Below are 21,475 nucleotides of genomic sequence, written 5' to 3' on the forward strand. Positions count from 1 at the left end.
GCGCAAGCGCAACGGAGCGTGGGTTACACGTTCGGGCAAGGCACCGGCGCCCAGTCACCCATGTCGGGGCTGCGGCACATCTTGTTGACCTGGTCGACGCCAGCATTGGCCACCTGCTGGGCCTCGGCTTTCTTGGTCGTGGCCTTCTGCAGGGTCTTCTCGGTGGCGACCGCCTCTTGCGGCACGTTCTGGTTCACCTTGACGGCCTGGGTCTTCTTCTTGCCAGTGGTGGTCTTCGGCGGTTCAGCCACGGTCGCTACGTCAGTACGGGCCACACCCACCTGCTTGAGGTCCTGCTCGTAGGCCTGGGTGTAGTTGTCGAGGTTTTCCGCGACGCGGCCGTTGACGGTGGCCAGCAGCTTGTTCGACTCCTGCAGGCCGGAGACGATCTCGGCCAGGCGCTTGCGCCCTTCGGTGTCGTTGATGCGGTTGGCCTTGCGGCCTTCGATCAGGCTGGTGAATTCACGCTGGTAGCAGCTCTGCGAAGCCTTGGCATAGGCCGTGGTGCGGTCCAGGTCGGCAGCGCTCTTGTCGATGTCGGTGGCGTACGAGGCAATGCGCTGCTTGTCGTCGCTGATCTGCTTCTGGCGCTCGGTGTAGTAACCGGCCGCGCCGCCCACCAGGGCACCGCCCGCCGCACCGATGGCGGCGTTGCGGCCGCGGTTGTCGCCGTCGACCAAGGCACCGGTCAGGGCACCGCCGAGGGCACCGATGACGGCGCCGGTCGCTACCGAGCGGGTCATGTCGCCGTCGGTGGCACGCAGGTGCTGCACGGGCTCGTAGCAGCTCGGGTAGTACTCGACCTTGGTCGTGGCACCCACCTTGGACACGGGTGAGCTGGAGCAGCCCGCCATCAGGACAGTGCTGAAACCTGCGGCGAGCAGCAGGGCGGAACGGGCATGGGAAGCCGTGAAGATGGTCTTGAACATGTCACTCTCTCACGTGGGTGGTTAAAACGGGGGGCCTCATGCCACCCCGCGCTTGCGTCAGGCAGAAGCCACTACGAAGGCCGCGCGGCGGCCGATGCCAGGAGCTCCTTGAGGATCGTCGCCGGGTCGGCCCGCCGGTTCTGGCGGTACTCCCCAACGTGGCGAACGAACAGGGTCGCGCGGCTCACCAGGCTCTGGCCCAGGACCGGCTTGCGATTGAGTTCTTCCTTGACCCGCTGGAACTGCGCCTGGATCACCGCATCGGTGTAGCGCGTGCCGCTGGCCAGGTTGTCGATGTAGATCGCCACCGCGCCATCGAGCGCAGCGCGGCCGTTGCTGATGGCCGCGGCATACATGCGCACGCTGGTCTGGTCGCCACGCGCCTGGGCCTCGGCCTGGGTGTTGCGCAGGTTGGTCAGGCGGATGTTGTAGTTGTTGATGGTCTCGGCCACCAGGGCGGCGGACTGGATCAGGTTGCCGGCCGCCTCTTCGCGCTGGCGGCCGATCAGCGACACGCTGCGCTTGAGCTCTTCGTTGACCAGCCCCAGCTCGGCCTGCTGGCGCGGGTCGGTGGTGGCGGCGATGAGGCTGTCCAGGCGCTTGGTCGGGTCCTCGGCGGCATCGATGTCGTCGGTCAGGCTGGCCAGGCGCCCTTGCTTCTGCCACTGCTCGAACAGTTCCTGGTAACGCGAACGGGGCGCCGACAGGGCCCCGATGGCGACCCGGAAGCCGGTGGTCTCGTTGCGCTGCTCGGTACCGTCAGCACCAAACAGCGGGTACTCGCGGCGCATGCCGGTGAACAGCGTGCCCTCGCCTTCCAGGTAGTTGCCGCCCTTGACCACGAAGCCGCCATAGGCGCCCTGCAGGCGCCCAGCGTGCACCAGCTGGAACGACTCCTGGACCATTTCCGCAGCATTGCCGATCACATCGAACAGCCCCAGCGGGTTCGGCAGCCGGGTGCCGATCGGCATCAGCCGTGCCGCCTGGCCGCTGCCGCCAGCCACCTGGTTGTACACCGCCCAGTCGCTGAGCGGCCCGTCGCTGTCACTGCCCTGGACCTTGCGCGGGAACAGCCGCCCTTCGAGTTCCTGGCGGCTTACCGCAGAACCGCCACGGGCAGCGAACTCCCACTCCACTTCAGTGGGCAGGCGCACGAAACCGATCCCGCCGTCCTCGGCCTTGCTGCCCCGGCCACTGACCGGCAGCAGGTCGCGGTGATACTTGAGCAGCCAGGCACTGTAGACCGCGACAAAGCGTTCGGCCTCGAAGCGCGACAGCTTGACCTTGGGCAGGCGCCCGGCCGCCGAGGTCTCGGGCTGGCAGGCCGGCGCCGCCTCGCCGCTGGCCAGCGACTGGGCCTGGGCCATTACCTGGGCATACTGGCGGACGCTGACCTCGTACTTGCCAATGAAATACATCATTGGCTTGAGCGGGCCGGCCTGGTCGAGCTTGGGCAGGCTGGGGGCGACCGCCTTCTGCCACTCGGGCGACAGGTCCTGAAGGCTGAACTGGCCATTGATGAAGTCACGCCGGTAACCGGAAATGAACGACTGCTGGTAGCCGGCCTCGCCTTCGCTGAACGGGTAGCCAAGGTTGATCTCGCGGTCGTCCAGGCTGCCCTGGGCCAGTACGTAGACGCTGCGCAGCACCAGCTCGCCGCCGCACGGCAGCGGCAGGCTGACGTCACCGGGCAAGGGCTTGGGGTTGTCCAGCTTGCTGGTATCCACCGCCGCTGCCGGGGCGCTGGCCGCAGCGGTGTCGACTGGCTTGGCCGGCTTGGCCGGCAGCTCCTCGGCGCCCGGCGAACAGGCCGCCAGGCCCAGCGTGGTCAGAAGCAGGGCCGCAGCCCCGAGGCGAAGTTCAGACATCACGGATTCCTTGGCTGGCATCGATGCGCGTCACCCGCCAGCCGCCCACGGCAGCAGCGGCGGCGCTGGCCAGCAGCACCGCAGACAACGCAACGAAGTAATGCATCGGCAACAGGTGGCTGGCGTACTCGCCGGGCACCTGGGTGAAGATCCGGTTGAGGCCCTGCTCGGCCAGCAGGTACAGGCCGCCGGCAACGGCCGCCGCCAGCAAGCCGCTGTACAGCGCCTGCAGCACCACGAACAGCAGCAGCGCGGCCGTACCGAACCCCAGCAGGCGCAGCACCGCCAGCTCGCGCTGCTTGCGCTGGACTGCCGCCACTGCGCCAGCGGCGATGGCAGCCACGGCGCCGGCCACGGCCAGGCTGGTGATGATCCAGAACACCAGGTCGAGGTTGCGGCTGAGGGCCTGCACCTGGGCGATCTGCGCCGCCTGGGTCGATACCAGCCATTTGCGTTCGGCAAAATAGGCGCGTAGCGGTTCGACATCGGCCAGCCCCCGGGCATACAGGCGAAACGCCGGGTAGATCCGCCCAGCATCGCTGCCTGCGGCCTCGCCCGGCCAGCCCAGCGCCGGCACAGCGCGCCCGTCGCGGTAATCCTCGACCGCTTCGAGCAGGGCCAGCGAAGCGAACAGGCCATCGCGCTCGAACGCCGCCAGCGGCAGCACCGCGGCCACCTGCAGGCGCGTCTGGCGCCACTGCAGCTGGCCGGCCTGCTGGCGGCTGAAGCTGGCCTGCAACTCATCACCGGCAGCGGCACCGAGCTTTTCGGCAGCGGTAAAACTCAATACCACCTGTTGCAGGCCCTGCGGTGGCGGCACCTGTTGCAGCAACGGGTCACCGGCAGCGGTTGGCAGCATCTCGACGGTCACCGCGCGCCCTTGGGCAGGCAGCAACAGCTCGGCGGTGGCAGCGATCTGCCGGGTGCGCGCAATGGCGAAGGCAACGTCCGGTCGCTGGGCCAGGGCCTGGATGAAATCGGCATGGAAACGGCCACCGCCCAGGGGAATGATTTCGCGCACACTCGGGTCGCGTTGCAGCCGCTCGGTCAGGCTGCCGACCAGGCCGAACTTGAGCCCGAACAGCACCAGCAAGGGGGCGATCACCGCAACCAGCGCCAGCACGCTGCACGCCGACAGCCGCGCATCGTTGCGGTAATCCTGCCAGGCCAGGCCGGCGATCAGCCACGGGCGCATCAGACGGCCTGCACCAAGCTGGCGGTGACGCCGCCGTCGGCATCGCGCCGGCAGGCCATGCGCAGCACGTCCAGCCCGGCCCGGCGCGCCAGCGCTTCGTCATGGGTGGCAAGCACGCAGGTTACCTGGCGCGCCTGGGCCTCGCGCAGCAGCAACTGCATGACCCGCTCGGCGTTCACCGGGTCCAGCGCCGCGGTAGGCTCGTCGGCCAGCAGCAACGCCGGCGCATGCGCCAAGGCCCGGGCGCAGCTGACCCGCTGGCGTTGCCCCAGCGACAACGCGGCAGGCTTCTTGGCCAGCTGGTCATGCACATCCAGCGCCTCGGCCAGGCGTTCGACGCTGCCGTCCTCGCCCAACCCCAACAGCTGCCGCGGCAGGCGGATATTGCCACGCACATCGAGGAAGCCGAGCAAGCCGCCGGCCTGCAGCACATAGCCCAGCTGGCGGCTGCGCAGCGCCGCCAGCTGGTCGAGACGGCGCTGGCGCCACAGGCCAGCCACATCGGCGCCAGCAAAGACGAAACCCTCGGCGGCATCCGGCGCCAGCACCAGCGCCAGCAGGTCGAGCAAGGTACTCTTGCCACAGCCGCTGGGGCCGACCAGCGCCACCCGTGCCCCAGCCGCCAACTGCAGCCGGTCGATCTGCAGGCTGTAGCGCTGGGCACCCTGCCCGCGCGTCTTGCGCACCCCGTGCAGGCTGATCATCACGGCAGCGTCGACAGTGGTACACGGTACAGGGCGTCGCCCGGCTCGGCCTTGCCGAAGCGCACCCAGTTGGCCATGTCGTTGTGGAAGGTTTCGTACAGGCGGATCTTCGAGTCCAGTTCGTCGATGAAGTCCTCTTGTTCGGCCACCGACAGCGACAACCACAGGTCCTCGGTCATGCTCAGCGACTTGCTGCGGTATGGCAGGCCTTCGAGGTATTCGCCCAGCACCCCGCCCTGGGCCAGGTTGGCGCCTTTGCGCAAGGCCCCCGGATCGCGGCTCATGTAGGCACTGGCGCTGGCGATCTCGTTGAAGAAATCACCGGGCGAACTGCGGGTCTTGCGTGCGGCGTCGACGATCAGCTTCAGCGACTGCTGCAGGTCATTGAGCTGCAACTTGGTCAGCATCACGCACACCTGCAGGCTCGGCAGTGCCGGGTTGGTCAGGTCGCGGTCGGCGGCCCAGGCGCTGACCAGCTGCGGCGCCTGGCTGGCAGCGTGCCGGCCGAGGAAGTCCATGTGCATGGCGTAGCCGATCGCCTGCGACTTGGCCGCCAGGCTCGCGCCCGTGGCCAACTGCGGTACTGGCTGTGGCTGTTGTTCACGCACCTGGTGCGCCAGCTCGGCGAAGGTCGAGCCGATCTCGCGCACGCGCTCGCCAAACGCGCCCACATCGCCGCCCGGCACGCCCACGTACAGGTCGCCGATCTGCGGGTTGCTGTCGGCGGTGAGCACGCGGTACTGGCTTTCGGCCGAGCCATGGTTGTTCACCCCGGCGGGGGTGCGCAGGTGCAGGGCGTAGATCTTGATCTGCTTGCTCAGCGCGGCCTGGCGAACTTCGGCCTCGTTCATCTGGGTGCTGCTGTACGGGTCGTTCTTGCGCAGCGCGCCAGCATCGCTGACCAGCAGGACGATGCGCCCGCCATAGCCCGACCAGTCCATGCCTTCCACGGCCTGCATCACCCCGGCAAAGGCATCCTCATTGAACGAGTGGCTGGAAACACTGGTGGCCTTGACCTGCGACGCGGCCTTGAGGAAGCGCGCCGGGTCGCGGCCCTCCTCCAGGCTGACCAGGGTCTTGCTCAGGTAGTCCAGGCCCGGTGTGCGCTTGACGCTGTTGCGAAAGCCCACCAGGCCGAAGCTGACGTTGTCCAGTTCGCCGCGTGCGGCCAGTTGCGCCTGCAGTTCGCTGACCACCTGGCGCACGCGGTCGATGTAGGGTTGCATCGATACCGAAGTGTCAACCACCAGGACGATGCCGGTACGGAAGCGGTTGTCCGTCGCCACCGCCGCGCCGGCGGCCGTGGCCGCCTGGCTGCGGGCGCTGCCGCCAGGGTCGATGGAAGCGACATTGAGCAACTGCACCGGCTGGCCGTCGGCGCCGAAGCTTTCCCGGTAGTCGAAGATCGGCATCAGGTAGAACTGGTTCTGTGGCACCGCGCTGGCGGCCGGCTCCAGGGCCAGCACCTGGGGTACCTGGTCGGGCTGGTTCTGCGCCTTGAGCAGGTCGGCGCGGGCCTTGCCGGTGTCGTCGAGCAGTTGCTGCAGGTCTTCGGCCTGGCGCATGAACATCACTGGCGAACGGCCGGAACGCTCGGTGAATTTCAGCACCAGGCTTTGCTTCCAGTCGCTGGTTTGTGCCGCCGGCAACCAGCCGTCGCGCTGGCCGCTGCTGGAGGCACCCACTTCCAGCCAGAGCTGGCCGTCGATGTCCTTGCGCTGGTACACGTACAGCACCGAGAACGCCGGCAGCGGCTCACCCGCGCCGTCGCCGGGCTGGGCCAGCAATTGCGCTTCGGGCTTGCTCAGCACGCGTTGGAACAGGGTCTTCTTGCCTGGCATCAACAACGGCCGGCCGTCTTCGCTGGCAGTTGGTGGCGGCGCGGTCGGCGCCAGCGGGTCGCTCGCGGTTTGCGCCAGCGGTGGTTGCGCAACCGGTTGCTCATTGCCAGAGCGCAACCAGAAGAAGGTCGCGCCCAGGCCCAGCGCTGCGGCAATGGCCACGGCCAGTATGGCCTTGGCCGGCTTGCCCGAGGCGGGTTGCGGCGGCGCAGCGGGCCGGGTCGGCTGCGGCTTTGGCGCAGGTGCAGGTGCAGGTGCGGCGACCGGCTTGGCCGTGGCCTGCGGGATATCGATGGACACCGGTGTCAGCCCACCCAGCTCGGCCTTGCCCGGCAGCGCGACCGGCAATGGCCGGATCACCGTGCTGTCCGCGCTGTCGGCTGGCAGGCGGTCGAGTGCAGCCAGCAACGCCGCGGCATCGGCGAAGCGTTGCTCAGGGTCCTTGGCCAGCAGCCCGCGCAGGATGTCCTGATAGCGCCCATGCTCGATGGGCAGTTCCGGCAACGGCTCGGTCAGGTGGGCCAGCGCAGTCGACAAGGCATCGGTGCCCCGGTAGGGCAGCTCGCCGACGAGGATCTCGTACAGCACCACCCCGAGCGCATAGAGGTCGGCGCGGCCATCGATGTCCATGCCCCGCGCCTGCTCCGGGCTCATGTAGCTGGGGGTGCCGACGGCGAAGCCGGCCTGGGTGAACTGGGTGCGGTCATCCAGCGACTTGGCGATGCCGAAGTCGGAGAGCACCGCCGTGCCGTCGGCACGGAACAGGATGTTGGCCGGTTTCACGTCGCGGTGCACCAGCCCCTGGGCGTGGGCATAGCCCAGCGCCTGGGCGATCTGCCGCACGTACAGCAAGCCCTGCTCAGGGGTAAGCCCGGCAGCGATGCGCTCCTTGAGGGTCCCGCTGGGCAGGTACTCCATGGCCATGTAGTACAGCTCGCCGACATTACCGATGTCGTGGATGGTGGCAATGTGCGGATGCGCCAACCGCGCCAGGGTGCGCCCTTCGCGCAGGAAGCGCTCGCAGAAGGTAGGGTCGGCGGCAAGGCTCGCGGCCATCACCTTCAGCGCCACCTTGCGCTGCAGCGAGCGCTGGGTCGCCAGGTAGACACTGGCCATGGCGCCCTGGCCAATCTCGCTGTCGATGTCGAATCCGGGGATCTGCATGTTCAGGGTGCTCTTCAATTCGCCTTCACCACCACGGCGGTAATGTTGTCGGGGGCGCCACGGGTCAGCCCCAGGTGCACCAGGCTGCGGACCACCTGGTAGGGGTCGGCGTGGCCGAGCACGTCGGCGATCTCGTGGTCTTCGGCAGTCTTGTTCAAGCCGTCGCTGCACAGCAGGTAGGTATCGCCGGGCTGTACCTGCACGTTCACCGCCTGCAGTTCGAGCTGGTCCTCCACGCCGATGGCGCGGGTGACGATGTTGCCGCGCGGGTGCACCCGCGCTTCGGCCTCGTTGAGCAGGCCGCTGTCCTGCAATTCCTGGACATAGCTGTGGTCATGCGACAGGCGTTCGATGCGGCCATCGCGCAGGCGATACAGGCGGCTGTCACCGGCCCACAAGCCCACGGCCCGGTCGCCGCGTGCGGCCAGCAGCACCACCGTGCTGCCCATCATCGCCACGCCCCGGCGCAGGGTTTCCTCACGCACCACGCGGTTGACCCGGGCCAGGGTGTCGCGCAAGGCCTGGGCGAAATCCTCCAGCCCATCGATGAGCGGCAACTGGCGCAGGCTGTCCACCGCCAGGCTGCTCACGTAGTCACCGGCGGCGTGCCCGCCCATGCCATCGGCAACGGCCCACAGGCCATCCCAGGTCAACTCCAGGCAGGCGTCTTCGTTGATCTTGCGAACCATGCCCACATGGCTGTAGCTGGCCGCGCTGTAGTGCACACGGTTCATGCGGGTTGCGCCTCGCTGCCGAGCAGGAACGCGGCGAACTGGTCGCTGCGCGGCAGGCCCTGGCTACGCAGCAGGCCAGGGGCGATTCGCTCGCTGCCCTGCCCCCACCACAGGCTCATGCCTTGGCAGGCGCATTCGGCCAGGGCCAGTGCCCGGCCCTGCGGGGTAACGCCGTCCAGCCGCTGCAACCCGCCCACGGTCACCCGGGGCCCCTGCAACAGCGGCCTGGCCTGGCTGAACGGCTGCAAGGCCGCCTCGAAACGCTCGAACGACGCATCCGCGTCAAGCGTGCCCAGCAACGCCGCCTCGACCGCTTCGAACCAGTCATCGGCACCGCCGACGATGCCTGCGAGCGCCACGCCGGGTTCCAGTACCTGCGCCACGCTCAGCGGAAAATAGCGCCCGACCCGGTCGATGCTCGGCATCAGTACGCCGACCACCGCCTCCGGGCCACACACCCCGGGTGCCAGGGCAAAGCGCCACAACGGGCTGACCAGGTAGGCCTGTAGCCAGCCCTCGCCAAGCGCCTGCTGGCTGGCCTGGATACCGGCGGCCAGCCACTGGTCCCAGGGCTGGATGAAGGTCTGCGGCAAGCCGCGGCTGACGAAGTCGCCGCGGCAGGCCAGTTTTCCGTAGAAACCGACGTCGTTCACAGATGCTCCGGCAGGCTGAAACCGCTGACCACTCGGCTGCGGAACGGGTTGAAGGCACTGCTGGCGCGCAGCTCGTAGGACACGCTGGCGCCATCCACGCGCAAGCGCAGGTTGAAGCGCTCTGGCGAGCTGCCGGCCACCAGGTCGGACTGGTCGAGCAGGCGGAACCACGCCCATGGGCCTTCCACCGTCAGCCCCGAACGGCCGCTGGCCGCGGGCGGCGCGATCGACAGGCGGACCACGCCGATGCTGTTGGGGTTGGGCCACTGCAGCGCCACCGGGCGGCTCGGGCCGTGGTCGTAACTGACTTGCTGGCCGTCGAGGTCGAGCAGGAACTGGGTGATGCTCGCGTCCATCGCCACCGGCTTGAGTTCGAACCGCACGCTTGGCTGCAGGCCGTTGCCGCTGCGGAAGAAGGCATCGCGGATGGTCGCCGCGCGCTGGAAGGTGTACAGCACGTTGCTGCCGATGCCCAGCTTCTGCGCCGCGCCCGGCTGCCAGCTCCACGGTGTGCTGGAGGTATTGACGTAGGGTTGCAGGTACTTGCGGAAGTAGTTGTCCATCACCCCGCCGACGCCGAAGAACTGGCCGAAGTCTTCCAGCGTGGCGTCACGCGCACTGCCGGCCACCAGCGGGTAGCGGCCACTGAGCGACTGGCGGTAGACATTCAGCACTTCGCTGGCCCAGGCGGCATTGAGCTGGTTGCGCACCCCGCCCATGACGATACCGTGGGTCGAGCCAAGTACCGAGCTGACCAGGTTCTGCACCACCTTGGGCTGGCGTGCCGCGCCCAGGGCCACCCGTTGCGCCGCGGCCTGGGCCTGGTTCTTGGCCTCGCCGAGCAAGGCGTCGCCGCTGGCCCCGACCATGGCGCTGACCTGCACGTAGAGCGCATTGAGGTCGGTGAGCAAGCCGTCGATGGCGGCGGGCTGGCCTTCGCCGCTGCCGACCAGCGTGGCCAGCTCGGCGAAGTGCGCGGTCACCGGGTCCTGCGTGCGTGCAGCGGGGCTGTCGACCGGCAGCGGCGCGTCGCCGAGCAGCCCGCCAAGGCGCTGGCGCAGCTGGTCGACACCGGCCTGCTGGGCCTTGTCCTGGGCCTTGTCGAGGGTGGTCGGCTGCGCCAGGTTGGTTTCACGGGCCGCCGCCTGCAGCAACTGCTTCATCGGCGAGGTCGGCCCGGACAACACGCGCAACACGTCAGCAGCCTGGCCGACACTGGTGATCGGCACGAAGTCCAGGTCGTCGAGCAGGGCATCCCAATGACGGATGTAATCCTGGTAGTAGAGCTGCTGCACATCGTCGGCCAGGCGTCGGGCATCGCCCGCCTCGCCCGGCGCGCGGCCCAGTACCCAGCGTTCCTCGGCCAGGGTGGTGCTCTGCGCCAGGCTGGCGGCGAGGAATACCTGGCGGTAGCCCTGCACGGTGAACAGCCCCGGCAGCGGCTCGCTCAGCGGCTTGCCGCTCTTGAAGCGAAACACCAGGGCGGCATCGCGCCCGGCAGCGTCGCTGACGCGGAAGTCGTCGACCCCGCTGGGCAGCTTCTGGCGCTTGACCCGGTCGTACACCCGCTGGGCTACCGGCAGTTGCTGCAACTGGCGACGGGTATCGTCGATCAGGCGCTGGTCCAGGCGTGCATTCGGCGGGCGTTTCTCGAACAGCGCCGCCAGGTGCTGCTCCAGGGCCTGACGCAGGTCAGGCGCCAGGTCGCGAGGCAACTGGCGCTCCCAGTCGAGGGTGATCCAGGCCTTGATGAAGTCCGGGTCGTAGTGCTCGGCATCGGCCAGCATCAGGTAGGCCTTGAGGCCTTCGTAAAGGTAATCGGAGGGCCCGCCGGCATACAGCTGCTCCTCGATGCGGGTGACCAGGCGCGGGGCGAAGATGGCGATGAGCAGCTTGCGGTACAGGCTCTGCGATTCGCTTTCGAGCATGTCGCCCTGGTACAGGCCCAGGCCCTCGGCCCAGCTGGGTGGGTCGTCGGCCAGGTGGCGCACGGCGTTGAGCAACGGCAGCACGTCGACCACGTTGCGCTGCGCGGGGCTCAGGCCTTGCACGCTTTTGCCCAGCGGCTGCAGGCGGCTGTCGACCTCGGCGATGTATTGCTGGTTGGCGCGGTAACTGAGGGTCCACAAGGTGCCGACCAACAGCACCAGAGCCACGCTCAGGGCCAGCGCGCCCCGGGCGATCCAGCGGCGCCGCTGCTCCACCTTGGGGTTGCTGCCAACCAGGCCGCGCTCGGCGAAGGCCACCGCGGTGAACAGCCGCTCGATGAAATAGCTGCGCCCGCTACCGCTCTGGCGTGCCAGGTGCGCACGGTCCAGGCCCATGCTCTGGGCCATGCTGCCGATCAACCGGTCGATCGGGCTGCCTTCCTGGGTGCCGCTGGTGAAGTACACACCGCGCAGCAACGCCCGCGCCTCGAAGGCGTTGGGCTTGAAGATGCCGTCGAGGAACAGCTTGAGGTTGCCACGCAGGGCGGCGAACTGCTGCACGAAGCCGTAGATCAGGTCGCGCCGGGCCGGGTCGCGTTCCTGTTGCAGGCGTTCGACCAGGCGCTCGCCGAGGCGCTGTTCGAGCAACCCGAACTCGTTGTCGAACTGTGCCAACGGGCCGTCACCGCCCTGTTCGAGGGTGTCCAGCGGGAACGTCATGCCCCACACCTGGGCACGCTCGTCCTTGCCCAGGTTGTCGAAGAACTCCATGAAGCCCGGCACCAGGTCGAGCTTGGTCAGCATCAGGTACACGGGGAAGCGCACACCCAGCTGGCTGTACAGTTCCTGGATGCGCGCACGGATCGCCGCGGCATGCGCGGCGCGCTCGGCATCGCTGCCCAGCAGCAGGTCGGACAGGCTGATGGCGATGAACGCGCCGTCGATCGGGCGGCGCGAGCGCTGGGTCTTGAGCAGGTCGAGAAAGCCCAGCCAGGCCGCCTTGTCGACCTGGGCGTGGCTGTCCTGGGTGGTGTAGCGGCCGGCGGTGTCGAGCAGCACGGCCTGGTCGGTGAACCACCAGTCGCAGTTGCGCGTGCCGCCGACACCACGGATGGCACCCTCGCCCAGTTGCGCGGCCAGCGGGAAGTGCAGGCCCGAATTGACCAGCGCGGTGGTCTTGCCCGAGCCGGGCGGGCCGATGATCACGTACCACGGCAGCTGGTACAGGTTGCGCCGTTCGTCACCGCCCAGGCGAGCTTTCTTCAGCAGGGCCAGGGCCTCGTCCATGCGCTGGCGCAGCGCCGCCAGCTCTTCGCTGGTGGCCACACTGGCAGGGTCCGGGGCGGTCTCTGCGGCCAGGCTCTGCATGACCTTGGCCGCCTGTCGGCGTGCCTGCACAATGCGCCAGGCGCGGTAGCCGCCCCACAGGGCGAACAGCAGGATGATCAGCAACCAGCGTGGCGTCGGCGGCGCCAGCATTTCCAGCAACGGCCCGACGAACCAGATGATCAGGCTGAGGGCGATCAGGCCCAGCAGCGGGATTACCCAGCGAATGACAAAACTGAAAAACGCCTTCACTCGACGCCCTCCGCCAGAACGGTGATTTCAACCCGGCGATTCTTCGCCCGGCCCTGCGCGGTGTCGTTCGACGCCAGCGGCTCGGTGTCGCTCAACCCTTGGGCACTGAAGCGCTCGGGTTGCCCGGTGCGCGCGGCGAGGATGGCCTTGACCTCTTCGGCGCGCGCCTGCGACAACGCCCAGTTGGACGGGAAGCGCAGCGTGGCGATGCGCTGGTTGTCGCTGTGCCCGGTGACCCGGACGTTGCCCTTGACCTTGGCCAGCGCCTCGGCAATGCGCAGCATCAGCGGCTGGAAATCGCCCTTGATGCTGGCGCTGGCGCTGGCGAACAGTTCGTCGCCGCGAATGGTCACCACCGAGCGGTCGACCGCGTCTTCGACGGCGACCCGGCCGGCCTTGATGTCCTCGGCGAGGAACCCGGCCAGGCGCGGGCGCTCCACCGGCTTGGGCTGCAGCACCGGGCGGTCCATGGCCTGCACCGGGATTTCACCCAGCGCGTGGATACCGCGGAACACCGGCTCGGCATCGGCGGCCAGCTTCAGGCGCAGGCCGAACAACAACAGCAACAGCAGCGCCACGGCCACCGCCAGGCCCACCCAGGGCGGCACGAACTGGGCCAGGCGGTCACGGCTGACCGCCACCCCGCGCCAGTGTGGCGAGAGTTCACGCTCACGCTCGCCTCGGGCGCTGCGGATCGCCGCCGCAGTGCGCTCGCGCAGCGCTTCGAGCTGGGCACGGCCATCGTTCATGACCCGGTAGCGGCCTTCGAAGCCGAGGCTGGTGCACAGGTACAACAGCTCCAGCAGGTTGAGGCGTTCGCGCGGGCTTTGCAGGCAGTGCTCCATCAGCTGGAACACCTTCTCGCCGCCCCAGGCCTCGTTGTGCACGGTGATCAGCAAGCTCTGCCGGCTCCAGTCGCTGGCACTGCCCCACGGCGTGCTGAGCACCGCCTCGTCCAGCGCGGTACACAGCGCATAGCGCGCCAGCAGCACCTCGTTGCGCACCACCCCGGCAGCTTCGGCGCGGGTTTCGAACTGGCGCAGGTAGGCCAGCAACTGCGCGCGCAGGCTGGCCGGCGCCGAGTGCGCGATGGTGTTGCGCAGGCGGGTAAGCAAGGCCAGCAACGGCCCGGCCGCCTGCTCCAGCGGGTTGAGGCCGACGCCCTGGCCAGGCGCCAGGGGCTCGGCTGGCACCTGCAATGGCGGCTGCTGCGGCGCTGCCGCGGCAGGCTGCGGCGCTGCGCGGCCACCGGGGCGCGGCATGAACTGGGTACGGTCGTTGGCCTGCGGATCGTCCGGGTGCATCGCGGGTTATCCTCGAATGGCCCAGAAGGCCAGGCTCAGGCCGGGGAACTCACCGGCGACGTAGAAGGCAAAGCCACCCGAGTGCTGCAACTGCTTCCAGTGCTCGCTGCCCCGGTCGAGCTCGAAGTAGGTGGAGCCGGCATGGAACGGAATCTGCCGTGGCGCCACCGGCAACGGCAGCAGGCCGATGCCCGGCAGCTGCAGGTTGACCAGGTCGCGGATGTGCTCCACCGAACCGACCTTGCTCTGTTGGCCGAAGCGGCTGCGCAGGGTCTCGCTGGGGACGTCGGCGCGCACCACCAGGATGAAGCTGGCGCTATCGAGCAGGCTGCGGTCGGCGAGCATGCCGACGTGGATGCCGTAGGCCTTCTCGACGATGGGAATAGCCACCGCCTTGCTGTCGATCAGTGTCGACAAGGCTTCGCGCAAGGCGCCCATCACCGGCGCGAAGGTCGCCGCCAGGTCGTCGTGCTGATAGACCGGGAAGCTGTGCGGGCGCCGGCCATCGCGGGTGAAGGTGGCGAACTCGCCGGCCAGCGCCACCAGCTCGCTGTACAGCCGCTCGGGGTGCAGCGGGCTCAGCTGGTTGAGGTGTTCGACCAGCGGCTGGGCGCGGTTGACCAATTGCAGCAGCATGAAATCGGCAATCTCCGACGCGCCGCCATTGGCCGAGGCGACCACCCTGCCAGCCAGTGCTTCGCCACGCTGGTGCAACAGGCCCAGCAACTCGCCACAGAAACCGGACAGCTGCTGGCTGGCCGCCACGTCGAGTACCGGCGGGATGTAGCTGTCATCCACCACCAGCGCGCGGTCGGCGCGTTTTTCGCGAATGCGCAGCATGCCGAGGGCGGCGTAGTCGCTCAGGCCGTCCTCGCTGCGCAACAGGCGCAGGGCGCGGCTGCCGAGGGCCAGCGGGGCACGGTTCTCGAACGGCGCGTTGTCGTCACGCACTTCGCTGACCCGGCTGATGTAGCGGGCGCCGGCCACGGCCTCGCCTTCGTCGACGGTGTCGCGGGCCCCGGCCCGCTTGAGCGGCAGCCCCAGGTAAAGCACGCCGTCGCGCAGTTCGTCGGGCACATCCAGCGGTGCCGGCGGCAGGTCGTCGCGGGGGATGTCGAACGGCGTGCCGTCGGGCAGCAAGCCGCGGGCGCTGAGAATCGCCACCTTGCCCTGGGCCAGCAGGCCCTGGTCGAGCAGCAGCTCGGAAAAGCCCCAGGCGGCTACGTTCAACGGGCGGCTGCGGGTATCGACCAAGTGTTCGAGGTAGCGATCATGCTGTTGGAAGTGCTGGGTCGTGATGAACATGCCTTCCGACCAGACCACGCGATTGTTCCAGGACATGGGGACTCCGATTGCCTAGCGGGCAGGTTCAGGTTGGGGGGTGGCCACGGCGCTGCGCACGGCGCGCACATCGAGGCTGATCTGATAGTCGCGCGGCGGCACTGGCAGCACGCTGCGCCACTGGGCCTGGTCGATCTCGCGATAGCCGACCACCAGGCCGACCTGGCGAGTGGCGGGATCGAGCGGGCGTTCAAGGCGCAGTTGCCCGCCCGGCTGCAACAGCACTTCGTCCTGGTCGATCAGGTCGGCGCCGAGGGTGGCCTGGGCGCGCTCGGCCAATGCGAAGTAATCGGCACGGGCGAAGGCCGCGCTGTTCTTCAGCTCGTACAGGCGCACCCGTACCGGCGCAGGCGCGCCGCCAGGGCCCGGGTTGAGCCCGGCAGCAGCACTGAAATACAGGGTCACGGCCGGGCTGGCCGGGGCCTTGTCGGCGACGGGGGCAACGGCCTCGTCCTTGCTGCAGGCACCGAGCAGCACCAGGCTCAGGGCCGCGACCAGTCGTATTGCTTTCATCCTTGTCCTCATGACGTACCGTGGTCTTCCCGGGCGTGCTCAGCTACGTTGCGAACGGCTGCTGTGGGCCTCGTAGGCGCGGGCGAATTCGCGGCCGAACAGCTCCTGGAAATCATCTTCGGCTTCGCGGGAGATTTGCCCGTAAAGCTCGGTGAACTGCTGCCAGCAGTGCGCCTGGCGCGAGCCGCCGAACAGCTTGGCCAGCCCGGCCGCAGGTGCCAGGCGCTGCTCCAGGCGCGCCGGCTGGAAACAGCCGAGCAGGTGCTTGATCGCCGCCTGCACGCCCGCCATCACCGCCAGCTGGTGGGCGCGCAGGTCATCGAAACTCTCGCGCACGGCCTGGTCCGGCGCCAGGAACGCCTGGTTGCCGTGACGCAGCAACAGCAGCAAGGCCTCGTCGGCATTGGGGGCGAATTTCAACGGGTTGTTCTGCACCGGGGCGATGGTCGTCTGCTGCATGCGAAACTCGCCCTTCAGGCTGCTGCGCGCACGCAGTACGTCGATCAGGCCTTCGACCATCAAGCGGTAGCTGCGGCCGATGGCCTCCATTTGGGCGGCGGCATCGGCGGCGTCGATACGCAGGTGCTCGATACCAGCGCCACGCAGGAATGCCTGCAGCAATGCGTCGCTGGTCGCGGCCGCTACAGGTGCAACAGGCGCTGGCGCGACCGCTGCGCTCGCCGCCGGCTGTGCAGGAACTGCCGGTGCCGCTGGCACCGGCGGCGCTGTCGGTAGCGGTGGCAAGGTCGCGGCTGGCGCTGGTACAGGCGCCACGGCTGGCGCCTGTGCCGGGGTCGAGCCAAGCAGGTCCCAGTCTTCCGGGATCATCCCCGGCGCTGCGGCGGCGGCCGGCGCAGCCGGGATCACCGGGGTTGGCGGGATCACCGGGGTTGGCGGTCGAAAGTCGTGCTGCTGGGCCGGTACATGGTCGGGCTGGCTGACTGGCGGCACGCTCGCGGGGCCGAGGAAGTCGAACAGGTCAGGCAGCGTGTCGTGGTTCGACGCGCCTTGCAGGAATGCTGCCGGCGCACCGGATATCGCCGGGGCGGGGACGGCCGGAGCCGCTACCTGGTTGGCCATCAGCGCTTCGAAACTGTGCGCCTGGGGCTGGCCATCGAGGCTGCCGGGCAAGCTCGCGTCGATGCGCGCCTGGATCTCGTATTCACCGATGCGGATAACTTCGCCATCCATCAGCGGCTCACTGTTACCGCGACGCAGGCGAATACCGGCGCGAACTAATTCCACACCGTTCGTACTGTCATCGGTTAAATAATACCGCCCATCCTTGAACTGGATCATGCAATGCCTGGCCGATACCAACCGCTCCGGGTCGGGAAGTACCCAGTCGTTGTCCGCCGAACGGCCAAGCGTGATGGCACCGGTTTCCAGCCGCATCTCCGGGCATTGCCCCGGGGTAATCTTGTGGTAACTGGTGATAGTTAGGCAAAGTGCCATCATGCCTCCTTGCATCCGTTTTAAACGTCGATCCATCCATTCGAGTTATTTACCGCAGCCACTCAAATATTGCTGCACCCCTTGATTACCGGGGGTTTCGCGCAAAGCACCGACTATACGACGGGTATGCAACGCCACTGCCGAGGCCAGACGAAGGGAACCGGACGAGTGGTGCTCGGTTACTGCCAACGAAGTCACAAGTGACACTCGGGGGCGCGTAGCTTACCTTGACACTCGCGAATAAATAAACCATAAATGCGCAACTTCGAAGTGCCAAAACAATATCATTGTGATATCACGCCGGCACTCTTTGGAAAGTTTGTGCGCCAGTTCACACTTGCAACTTCGCACAACAACACGCCCTCACCAAGGGCCGATAGGGAGATCGAATTCTGGTGAACGCATCGCCGTTGCTCGCCGCTGTTTCCGCTGACTTCCCCTGCGGCGATGACCTCGAATATGACGCCGAGTTTCTGCAACTGGAGCGTGACGCCCAGGGCCGCCCCGAGCGCGTCATGGGCGATGCCATCCAGCCTGCCGAACCGCCGCAGTGGCGCGATATCGAGCAAGCCAGCACGACCTTGCTGCAACGCAGCAAGGACCTGCGCATCACCCATTTCCTGCTGCAGGCCAACCTGGCCCTGCATGGCCTCCCGGGGCTGGCCGCCAGCCTGGAGCTGATCCGCGACCTGCTCGGCGAGTATTGGCTGCACCTGCACCCGCAACTGGACGCCGCTGACGACAACGACCCCACGGTACGGGTCAATGCCCTGGCCGGCCTCACCTGCGACACCAACATCGCGCTGCTGCGCGATGCCGTGCTGGTGCGTTCGCGCGCCTTCGGCCCGGTCACCCTGCGCGCGGCCCTGCACGCCGCAGGCGTACAGCATTTCGCCAGCGAACAGCTCAGCGCCGAGGAACTGGCCGCCGCCCTGCGTGACGCCGACGCCGACCAGTTGCAACAGTGCCAGGAGGCGCTGCGGCTGGCCCGCGAGGCGGTGGACGCCATTGAAAGCCGGGTCAACGACCAGGTCGGGTCGGAGCGTGGCATCGACCTGTCGGCCCTGCGCCAGCCGCTGCGTCAGGTGCAGCAGGTGCTGGCTGACTACTGCCCCGACGGTGCCGGCCCGGCCCCGCAAGCCGTTGACGCGCCGCCCGCCGAGCACGATGACCCGCAGCCGCTGATCGCCAGTGCCACCCCTACCGCACGGCCCGCTGCCCGCCCAGGCGAAGTCAACAGCCGCGAAGACGTGCAGCAGAGCCTTGACCGCCTGCTGCAGTACTACGCCCGCCACGAGCCATCGAGCCCGCTGCCGGTGCTGCTGCACCGGGCGAAGAAACTGGTCAATGCCGATTTCGCAACCATTGTTCGCGACCTGATCCCCGATGGCTGGTCGCAATTCGAGAACCTGCGCGGCCCCGAGGACAACTGACGTCCTCGGCCCGCATCAACACCGACGCCCGCAACGAACAGCGCCGCCGCACCGGCGACCAGGAGGAACAACGTGGCGAAAGACAGCTCCCAGAAATTCATCGCGCGCAACCGTGCGCCACGGGTGCAGATCGAATATGACGTCGAACTCTACGGCGCCGAGAAGAAAGTCCAGTTGCCGTTCGTCATGGGCGTGCTTTCGGACCTGGCCGGCAAGCCGGCCGAGCCGCTGCCAGCAGTGGCCGAGCGCAAGTTCCTGGAAATCGACGTCGACAACTTCGACTCGCGCCTGAAGGCGATGAAGCCCCGCGTGGCCTTCAACGTGCCCAACGAACTGACCGGCGAAGGCAACCTGAGCCTGGACATCACCTTCGAGAGCATGGACGACTTCAGCCCGGCCGCCGTGGCACGCAAGGTCGATGCCCTGAACCAGCTGCTGGAGGCCCGCACCCAGTTGGCCAACCTGCTGACCTACATGGACGGCAAGACCGGTGCCGAGGACATCATCCTCAAGGCGATCAAGGACCCGACCCTGCTGCAGGCCCTGGCCAGCGCGCCGAAACCCGTCGACAACGAGCCCAAGGCCTGAGGAGACAGCCCATGAACGATCCACTGCGCGACGCCCAGGCCCAGCCGGCCGCAGCCACCCAGGACCCGAGCGAGTTCGCCAACCTGCTGCTGCAGGAATTCAAACCCAAGACCGAACGTGCCAAGGAAGCGGTCGAAAGCGCCGTGCGTACCCTGGCCGAGCAGGCCCTGGCGCAGACCAACCTGGTGTCCAACGATGCCATTGGCTCGATCGAGCAGATCATTGCCGCCATCGACGCCAAGCTGACTGCCCAGGTCAACCAGATCATCCATCACAACGACTTCCAGCAGCTGGAAAGCGCCTGGCGCGGCCTGCACTACCTGGTCAACAACACCGAGAGCGACGAGCAGCTGAAGATCCGTGTGCTCAACGTCTCGAAGACCGACCTGCACAAGACCTTGAAGAAATTCAAGGGTACCGCCTGGGACCAGAGCCCGATCTTCAAGAAGCTGTACGAGGAAGAATACGGCCAGTTCGGCGGCGAACCCTACGGCTGCCTGGTCGGCGACTACTACTTCGACCAGTCGCCACCCGACGTCGAGTTGCTGGGCGAGATGTCGAAGATCTGCGCCTCGATGCACGCGCCGTTCATTGCCGCCGCCTCGCCGACCGTGATGGGCATGGGCTCGTGGCAGGAACTGAGCAACCCGCGCGACCTGACCAAGATCTTCACCACCCCGGAATACGCTGGCTGGCGCTCGCTGCGTGAGTCCGAAGACTCGCGCTACATCGGCCTGACCATGCCGCGCTTCCTGGCACGCCTGCCGTACGGCGCCAAGACCGACCCGGTCGAGGCGTTCGCCTTCGAAGAAGACACCGATGGCGCCGACAGCAGCAAGTACACCTGGGCCAACGCCGCCTATGCCATGGCGGTGAACATCAACCGCTCGTTCAAGTACTACGGCTGGTGCTCGCGCATTCGTGGCGTGGAGTCGGGTGGCGAGGTGCAGGGCCTGCCGGCGCACACCTTCCCCACCGACGACGGTGGTGTGGACATGAAGTGCCCGACCGAAATCGCCATTTCCGACCGCCGCGAAGCGGAGCTGGCCAAGAATGGCTTCATGCCGCTGCTGCACAAGAAGAATACCGACTTCGCCGCCTTCATCGGCGCCCAGTCGCTGCAGAAGCCGGCCGAGTACGACGACCCGGACGCCACCGCCAACGCTAACCTGGCCGCGCGCCTGCCGTACCTGTTCGCCACCTGCCGCTTCGCGCACTACCTGAAGTGCATCGTTCGCGACAAGATCGGCTCGTTCAAGGAAAAGGACGAGATGCAGCGTTGGCTGCAGGACTGGATCCTCAACTACGTCGACGGCGACCCGGCGCACTCCACCGAGACCACCAAGGCCCAGCACCCGCTGGCCGCGGCCGAGGTCGTGGTCGAGGACGTCGAAGGCAACCCGGGTTACTACAACTCGCGCTTCTACCTGCGCCCGCACTACCAGCTCGAAGGGCTGACCGTGTCGCTGCGCCTGGTATCGAAGCTGCCTTCGGCCAAGGGTGCCTGACAGACTTTGGGACCGCTCTGCGGCCCTTTCGCGACGCGGCTGCTCCTGCACAGTGGGCCGATGTCGTGTGTTGAGTGAGAGACCGACGCAGCTTCTGCAGGAGCGGCATGGCGTCGCGACAGGGCTGCGCAGCAGCCCCAACTGCAGCAAACCGCCAACCTGACGCGTAATACCGAGGACATCATGGCTGTAGACATTTTCATCAAGATCGGCGACATCAAGGGCGAGTCCCACGACAAGGGCCACAAGGACGAAATCGACGTGCTCAACTGGAGCTGGGGCATGTCCCAGTCCGGCAACATGCACATGGGTAGCGGCGGCGGTTCGGGCAAGGTCAACATCCAGGACCTGTCGATCACCAAGTACATCGACAAGTCGACCCCCAACCTGATGGCCCACTGCTCCAGCGGCAAGCACATCGACAAGGTCAAGCTGACCGTGCGCAAGGCCGGCGGCGAGAGCCAGGTCGAGTACCTGATCATCAACCTCGAAGAGGTCATCATCAGCTCGCTGAGCACCGGTGGCTCGGGCAACGACGACCGCCTGACCGAGAACGTGACCCTGAACTTCGCCAAGGTCACTGTCGACTATCAGCCGCAGAAAGCCGACGGCACCAAGGAAGGCGGCCCGATCAAGTACGGCTGGAACATCCGTTCCAACGTCAAGATCTGACCGACCGCGCCTGCGCCGCCTTGGCTGGCGCGGGCGCCTTCCCCTACCCTCACCCGCTCACGGTGAA

16 protein-coding genes are annotated in these 21,475 nt (G+C 67.5%); 4 read left to right on the forward strand and 12 right to left on the reverse strand.

Annotation, left to right across the window (positions count from 1 at the left end; genetic code table 11):
* Positions 1-23: 23 nt before the first annotated feature.
* The 12 genes from tagQ to tagH all read right to left on the reverse strand — a co-directional run bounded on the left by tagQ (position 24) and on the right by tagH (position 17,207).
* Positions 24-929: a type VI secretion system-associated lipoprotein TagQ gene (gene tagQ / locus HG549_RS19480; RefSeq protein ID WP_170031647.1), complete on the reverse strand. Its 906-nt coding sequence runs from the start codon at positions 927-929 to the stop codon at positions 24-26.
* 71 nt (positions 930-1,000) lie between these two features.
* Positions 1,001-2,797, reverse strand: a complete 1,797-nt coding sequence (locus HG549_RS19485) for an SUMF1/EgtB/PvdO family nonheme iron enzyme (RefSeq protein WP_170031650.1) — start codon at positions 2,795-2,797, stop codon at positions 1,001-1,003.
* Positions 2,790-3,992, reverse strand: coding sequence for an ABC transporter permease (locus tag HG549_RS19490; protein ID WP_170031653.1), 1,203 nt, complete (start codon positions 3,990-3,992; stop codon positions 2,790-2,792). The genes HG549_RS19485 and HG549_RS19490 overlap by 8 nt, the downstream gene beginning before the upstream one ends.
* Positions 3,992-4,696 (reverse strand): ATP-binding cassette domain-containing protein, encoded by a 705-nt coding sequence (locus HG549_RS19495; protein WP_170031656.1) that lies wholly within the window; start codon positions 4,694-4,696, stop codon positions 3,992-3,994. Before HG549_RS19495 ends, HG549_RS19490 begins: the two co-directional genes overlap by 1 nt.
* Positions 4,696-7,707, reverse strand: a complete 3,012-nt coding sequence (locus tag HG549_RS19500) for a serine/threonine-protein kinase (RefSeq protein ID WP_170034261.1) — start codon at positions 7,705-7,707, stop codon at positions 4,696-4,698. Before HG549_RS19500 ends, HG549_RS19495 begins: the two co-directional genes overlap by 1 nt.
* An 8-nt stretch (positions 7,708-7,715) precedes the next feature.
* Positions 7,716-8,435, reverse strand: a complete 720-nt coding sequence (locus HG549_RS19505) for a PP2C family serine/threonine-protein phosphatase (protein ID WP_170031659.1) — start codon at positions 8,433-8,435, stop codon at positions 7,716-7,718.
* Positions 8,432-9,088, reverse strand: a complete 657-nt coding sequence (tagF, locus tag HG549_RS19510) for a type VI secretion system-associated protein TagF (protein ID WP_170031662.1) — start codon at positions 9,086-9,088, stop codon at positions 8,432-8,434. Before tagF ends, HG549_RS19505 begins: the two co-directional genes overlap by 4 nt.
* Positions 9,085-12,594: a type VI secretion system membrane subunit TssM gene (gene tssM, locus HG549_RS19515; RefSeq protein WP_170031665.1), complete on the reverse strand. Its 3,510-nt coding sequence runs from the start codon at positions 12,592-12,594 to the stop codon at positions 9,085-9,087. Before tssM ends, tagF begins: the two co-directional genes overlap by 4 nt.
* Entirely contained in the window at positions 12,591-13,898 is a 1,308-nt protein-coding gene (locus tag HG549_RS19520; RefSeq protein ID WP_170031668.1) for a DotU family type VI secretion system protein, read from the reverse strand. The genes tssM and HG549_RS19520 overlap by 4 nt, the downstream gene beginning before the upstream one ends.
* Positions 13,899-13,904: 6 nt before the next feature.
* Positions 13,905-15,239 (reverse strand): type VI secretion system baseplate subunit TssK, encoded by a 1,335-nt coding sequence (gene tssK / locus HG549_RS19525; protein ID WP_170031672.1) that lies wholly within the window; start codon positions 15,237-15,239, stop codon positions 13,905-13,907.
* Positions 15,240-15,254: 15 nt separating this feature from the next.
* Positions 15,255-15,752: a type VI secretion system lipoprotein TssJ gene (gene tssJ / locus HG549_RS19530; protein WP_170031675.1), complete on the reverse strand. Its 498-nt coding sequence runs from the start codon at positions 15,750-15,752 to the stop codon at positions 15,255-15,257.
* A 39-nt stretch (positions 15,753-15,791) separates the two neighbouring features.
* The gene (gene tagH / locus HG549_RS19535; protein ID WP_170031678.1) at positions 15,792-17,207 is read right to left on the reverse strand and encodes a type VI secretion system-associated FHA domain protein TagH; all 1,416 of its coding nucleotides are present in this window, start codon (positions 17,205-17,207) and stop codon (positions 15,792-15,794) included.
* A 395-nt stretch (positions 17,208-17,602) separates the two neighbouring features.
* Here tagH and tssA point away from each other — a divergent pair, with 395 nt between their 5' ends.
* The 4 genes from tssA to HG549_RS19555 all read left to right on the forward strand — a co-directional run bounded on the left by tssA (position 17,603) and on the right by HG549_RS19555 (position 21,408).
* Positions 17,603-18,640, forward strand: coding sequence for a type VI secretion system protein TssA (tssA, locus tag HG549_RS19540; RefSeq protein WP_170031681.1), 1,038 nt, complete (start codon positions 17,603-17,605; stop codon positions 18,638-18,640).
* A 72-nt stretch (positions 18,641-18,712) separates the two neighbouring features.
* A complete protein-coding gene (tssB, locus tag HG549_RS19545) occupies positions 18,713-19,228 on the forward strand; it encodes a type VI secretion system contractile sheath small subunit (protein ID WP_170031684.1) in 516 nt (171 codons plus the stop codon).
* Positions 19,229-19,239: 11 nt separating this feature from the next.
* Positions 19,240-20,736 carry a type VI secretion system contractile sheath large subunit gene (gene tssC / locus HG549_RS19550; protein WP_170031687.1) on the forward strand — a complete coding sequence of 499 codons (1,497 nt, stop codon included), beginning with the start codon at positions 19,240-19,242 and terminating at the stop codon, positions 20,734-20,736.
* Between the two features lie 183 nt (positions 20,737-20,919).
* A complete protein-coding gene (locus HG549_RS19555) occupies positions 20,920-21,408 on the forward strand; it encodes a type VI secretion system tube protein Hcp (RefSeq protein ID WP_170031691.1) in 489 nt (162 codons plus the stop codon).
* Positions 21,409-21,475: the final 67 nt, after the last annotated feature.

This window comes from Pseudomonas sp. SK, from assembly GCF_012975065.1.
Lineage (GTDB): Bacteria > Pseudomonadota > Gammaproteobacteria > Pseudomonadales > Pseudomonadaceae > Aquipseudomonas > Aquipseudomonas anuradhapurensis.

Coding starts and splice junctions, on each gene's coding strand:
- tagQ (WP_170031647.1), bottom strand. CDS start 929: ATGTTCAAGACCATCTTCACGGCTTCCCATGCCCGTTCCGCCCTGCTG.
- HG549_RS19485 (WP_170031650.1), bottom strand. CDS start 2,797: ATGTCTGAACTTCGCCTCGGGGCTGCGGCCCTGCTTCTGACCACGCTG.
- HG549_RS19490 (WP_170031653.1), bottom strand. CDS start 3,992: ATGCGCCCGTGGCTGATCGCCGGCCTGGCCTGGCAGGATTACCGCAAC.
- HG549_RS19495 (WP_170031656.1), bottom strand. CDS start 4,696: ATGATCAGCCTGCACGGGGTGCGCAAGACGCGCGGGCAGGGTGCCCAG.
- HG549_RS19505 (WP_170031659.1), bottom strand. CDS start 8,435: ATGAACCGTGTGCACTACAGCGCGGCCAGCTACAGCCATGTGGGCATG.
- HG549_RS19520 (WP_170031668.1), bottom strand. CDS start 13,898: ATGCACCCGGACGATCCGCAGGCCAACGACCGTACCCAGTTCATGCCG.
- tssK (WP_170031672.1), bottom strand. CDS start 15,239: ATGTCCTGGAACAATCGCGTGGTCTGGTCGGAAGGCATGTTCATCACG.
- tssJ (WP_170031675.1), bottom strand. CDS start 15,752: ATGAAAGCAATACGACTGGTCGCGGCCCTGAGCCTGGTGCTGCTCGGT.
- tagH (WP_170031678.1), bottom strand. CDS start 17,207: ATGGCACTTTGCCTAACTATCACCAGTTACCACAAGATTACCCCGGGG.
- tssC (WP_170031687.1), top strand. CDS start 19,240: ATGAACGATCCACTGCGCGACGCCCAGGCCCAGCCGGCCGCAGCCACC.
- HG549_RS19555 (WP_170031691.1), top strand. CDS start 20,920: ATGGCTGTAGACATTTTCATCAAGATCGGCGACATCAAGGGCGAGTCC.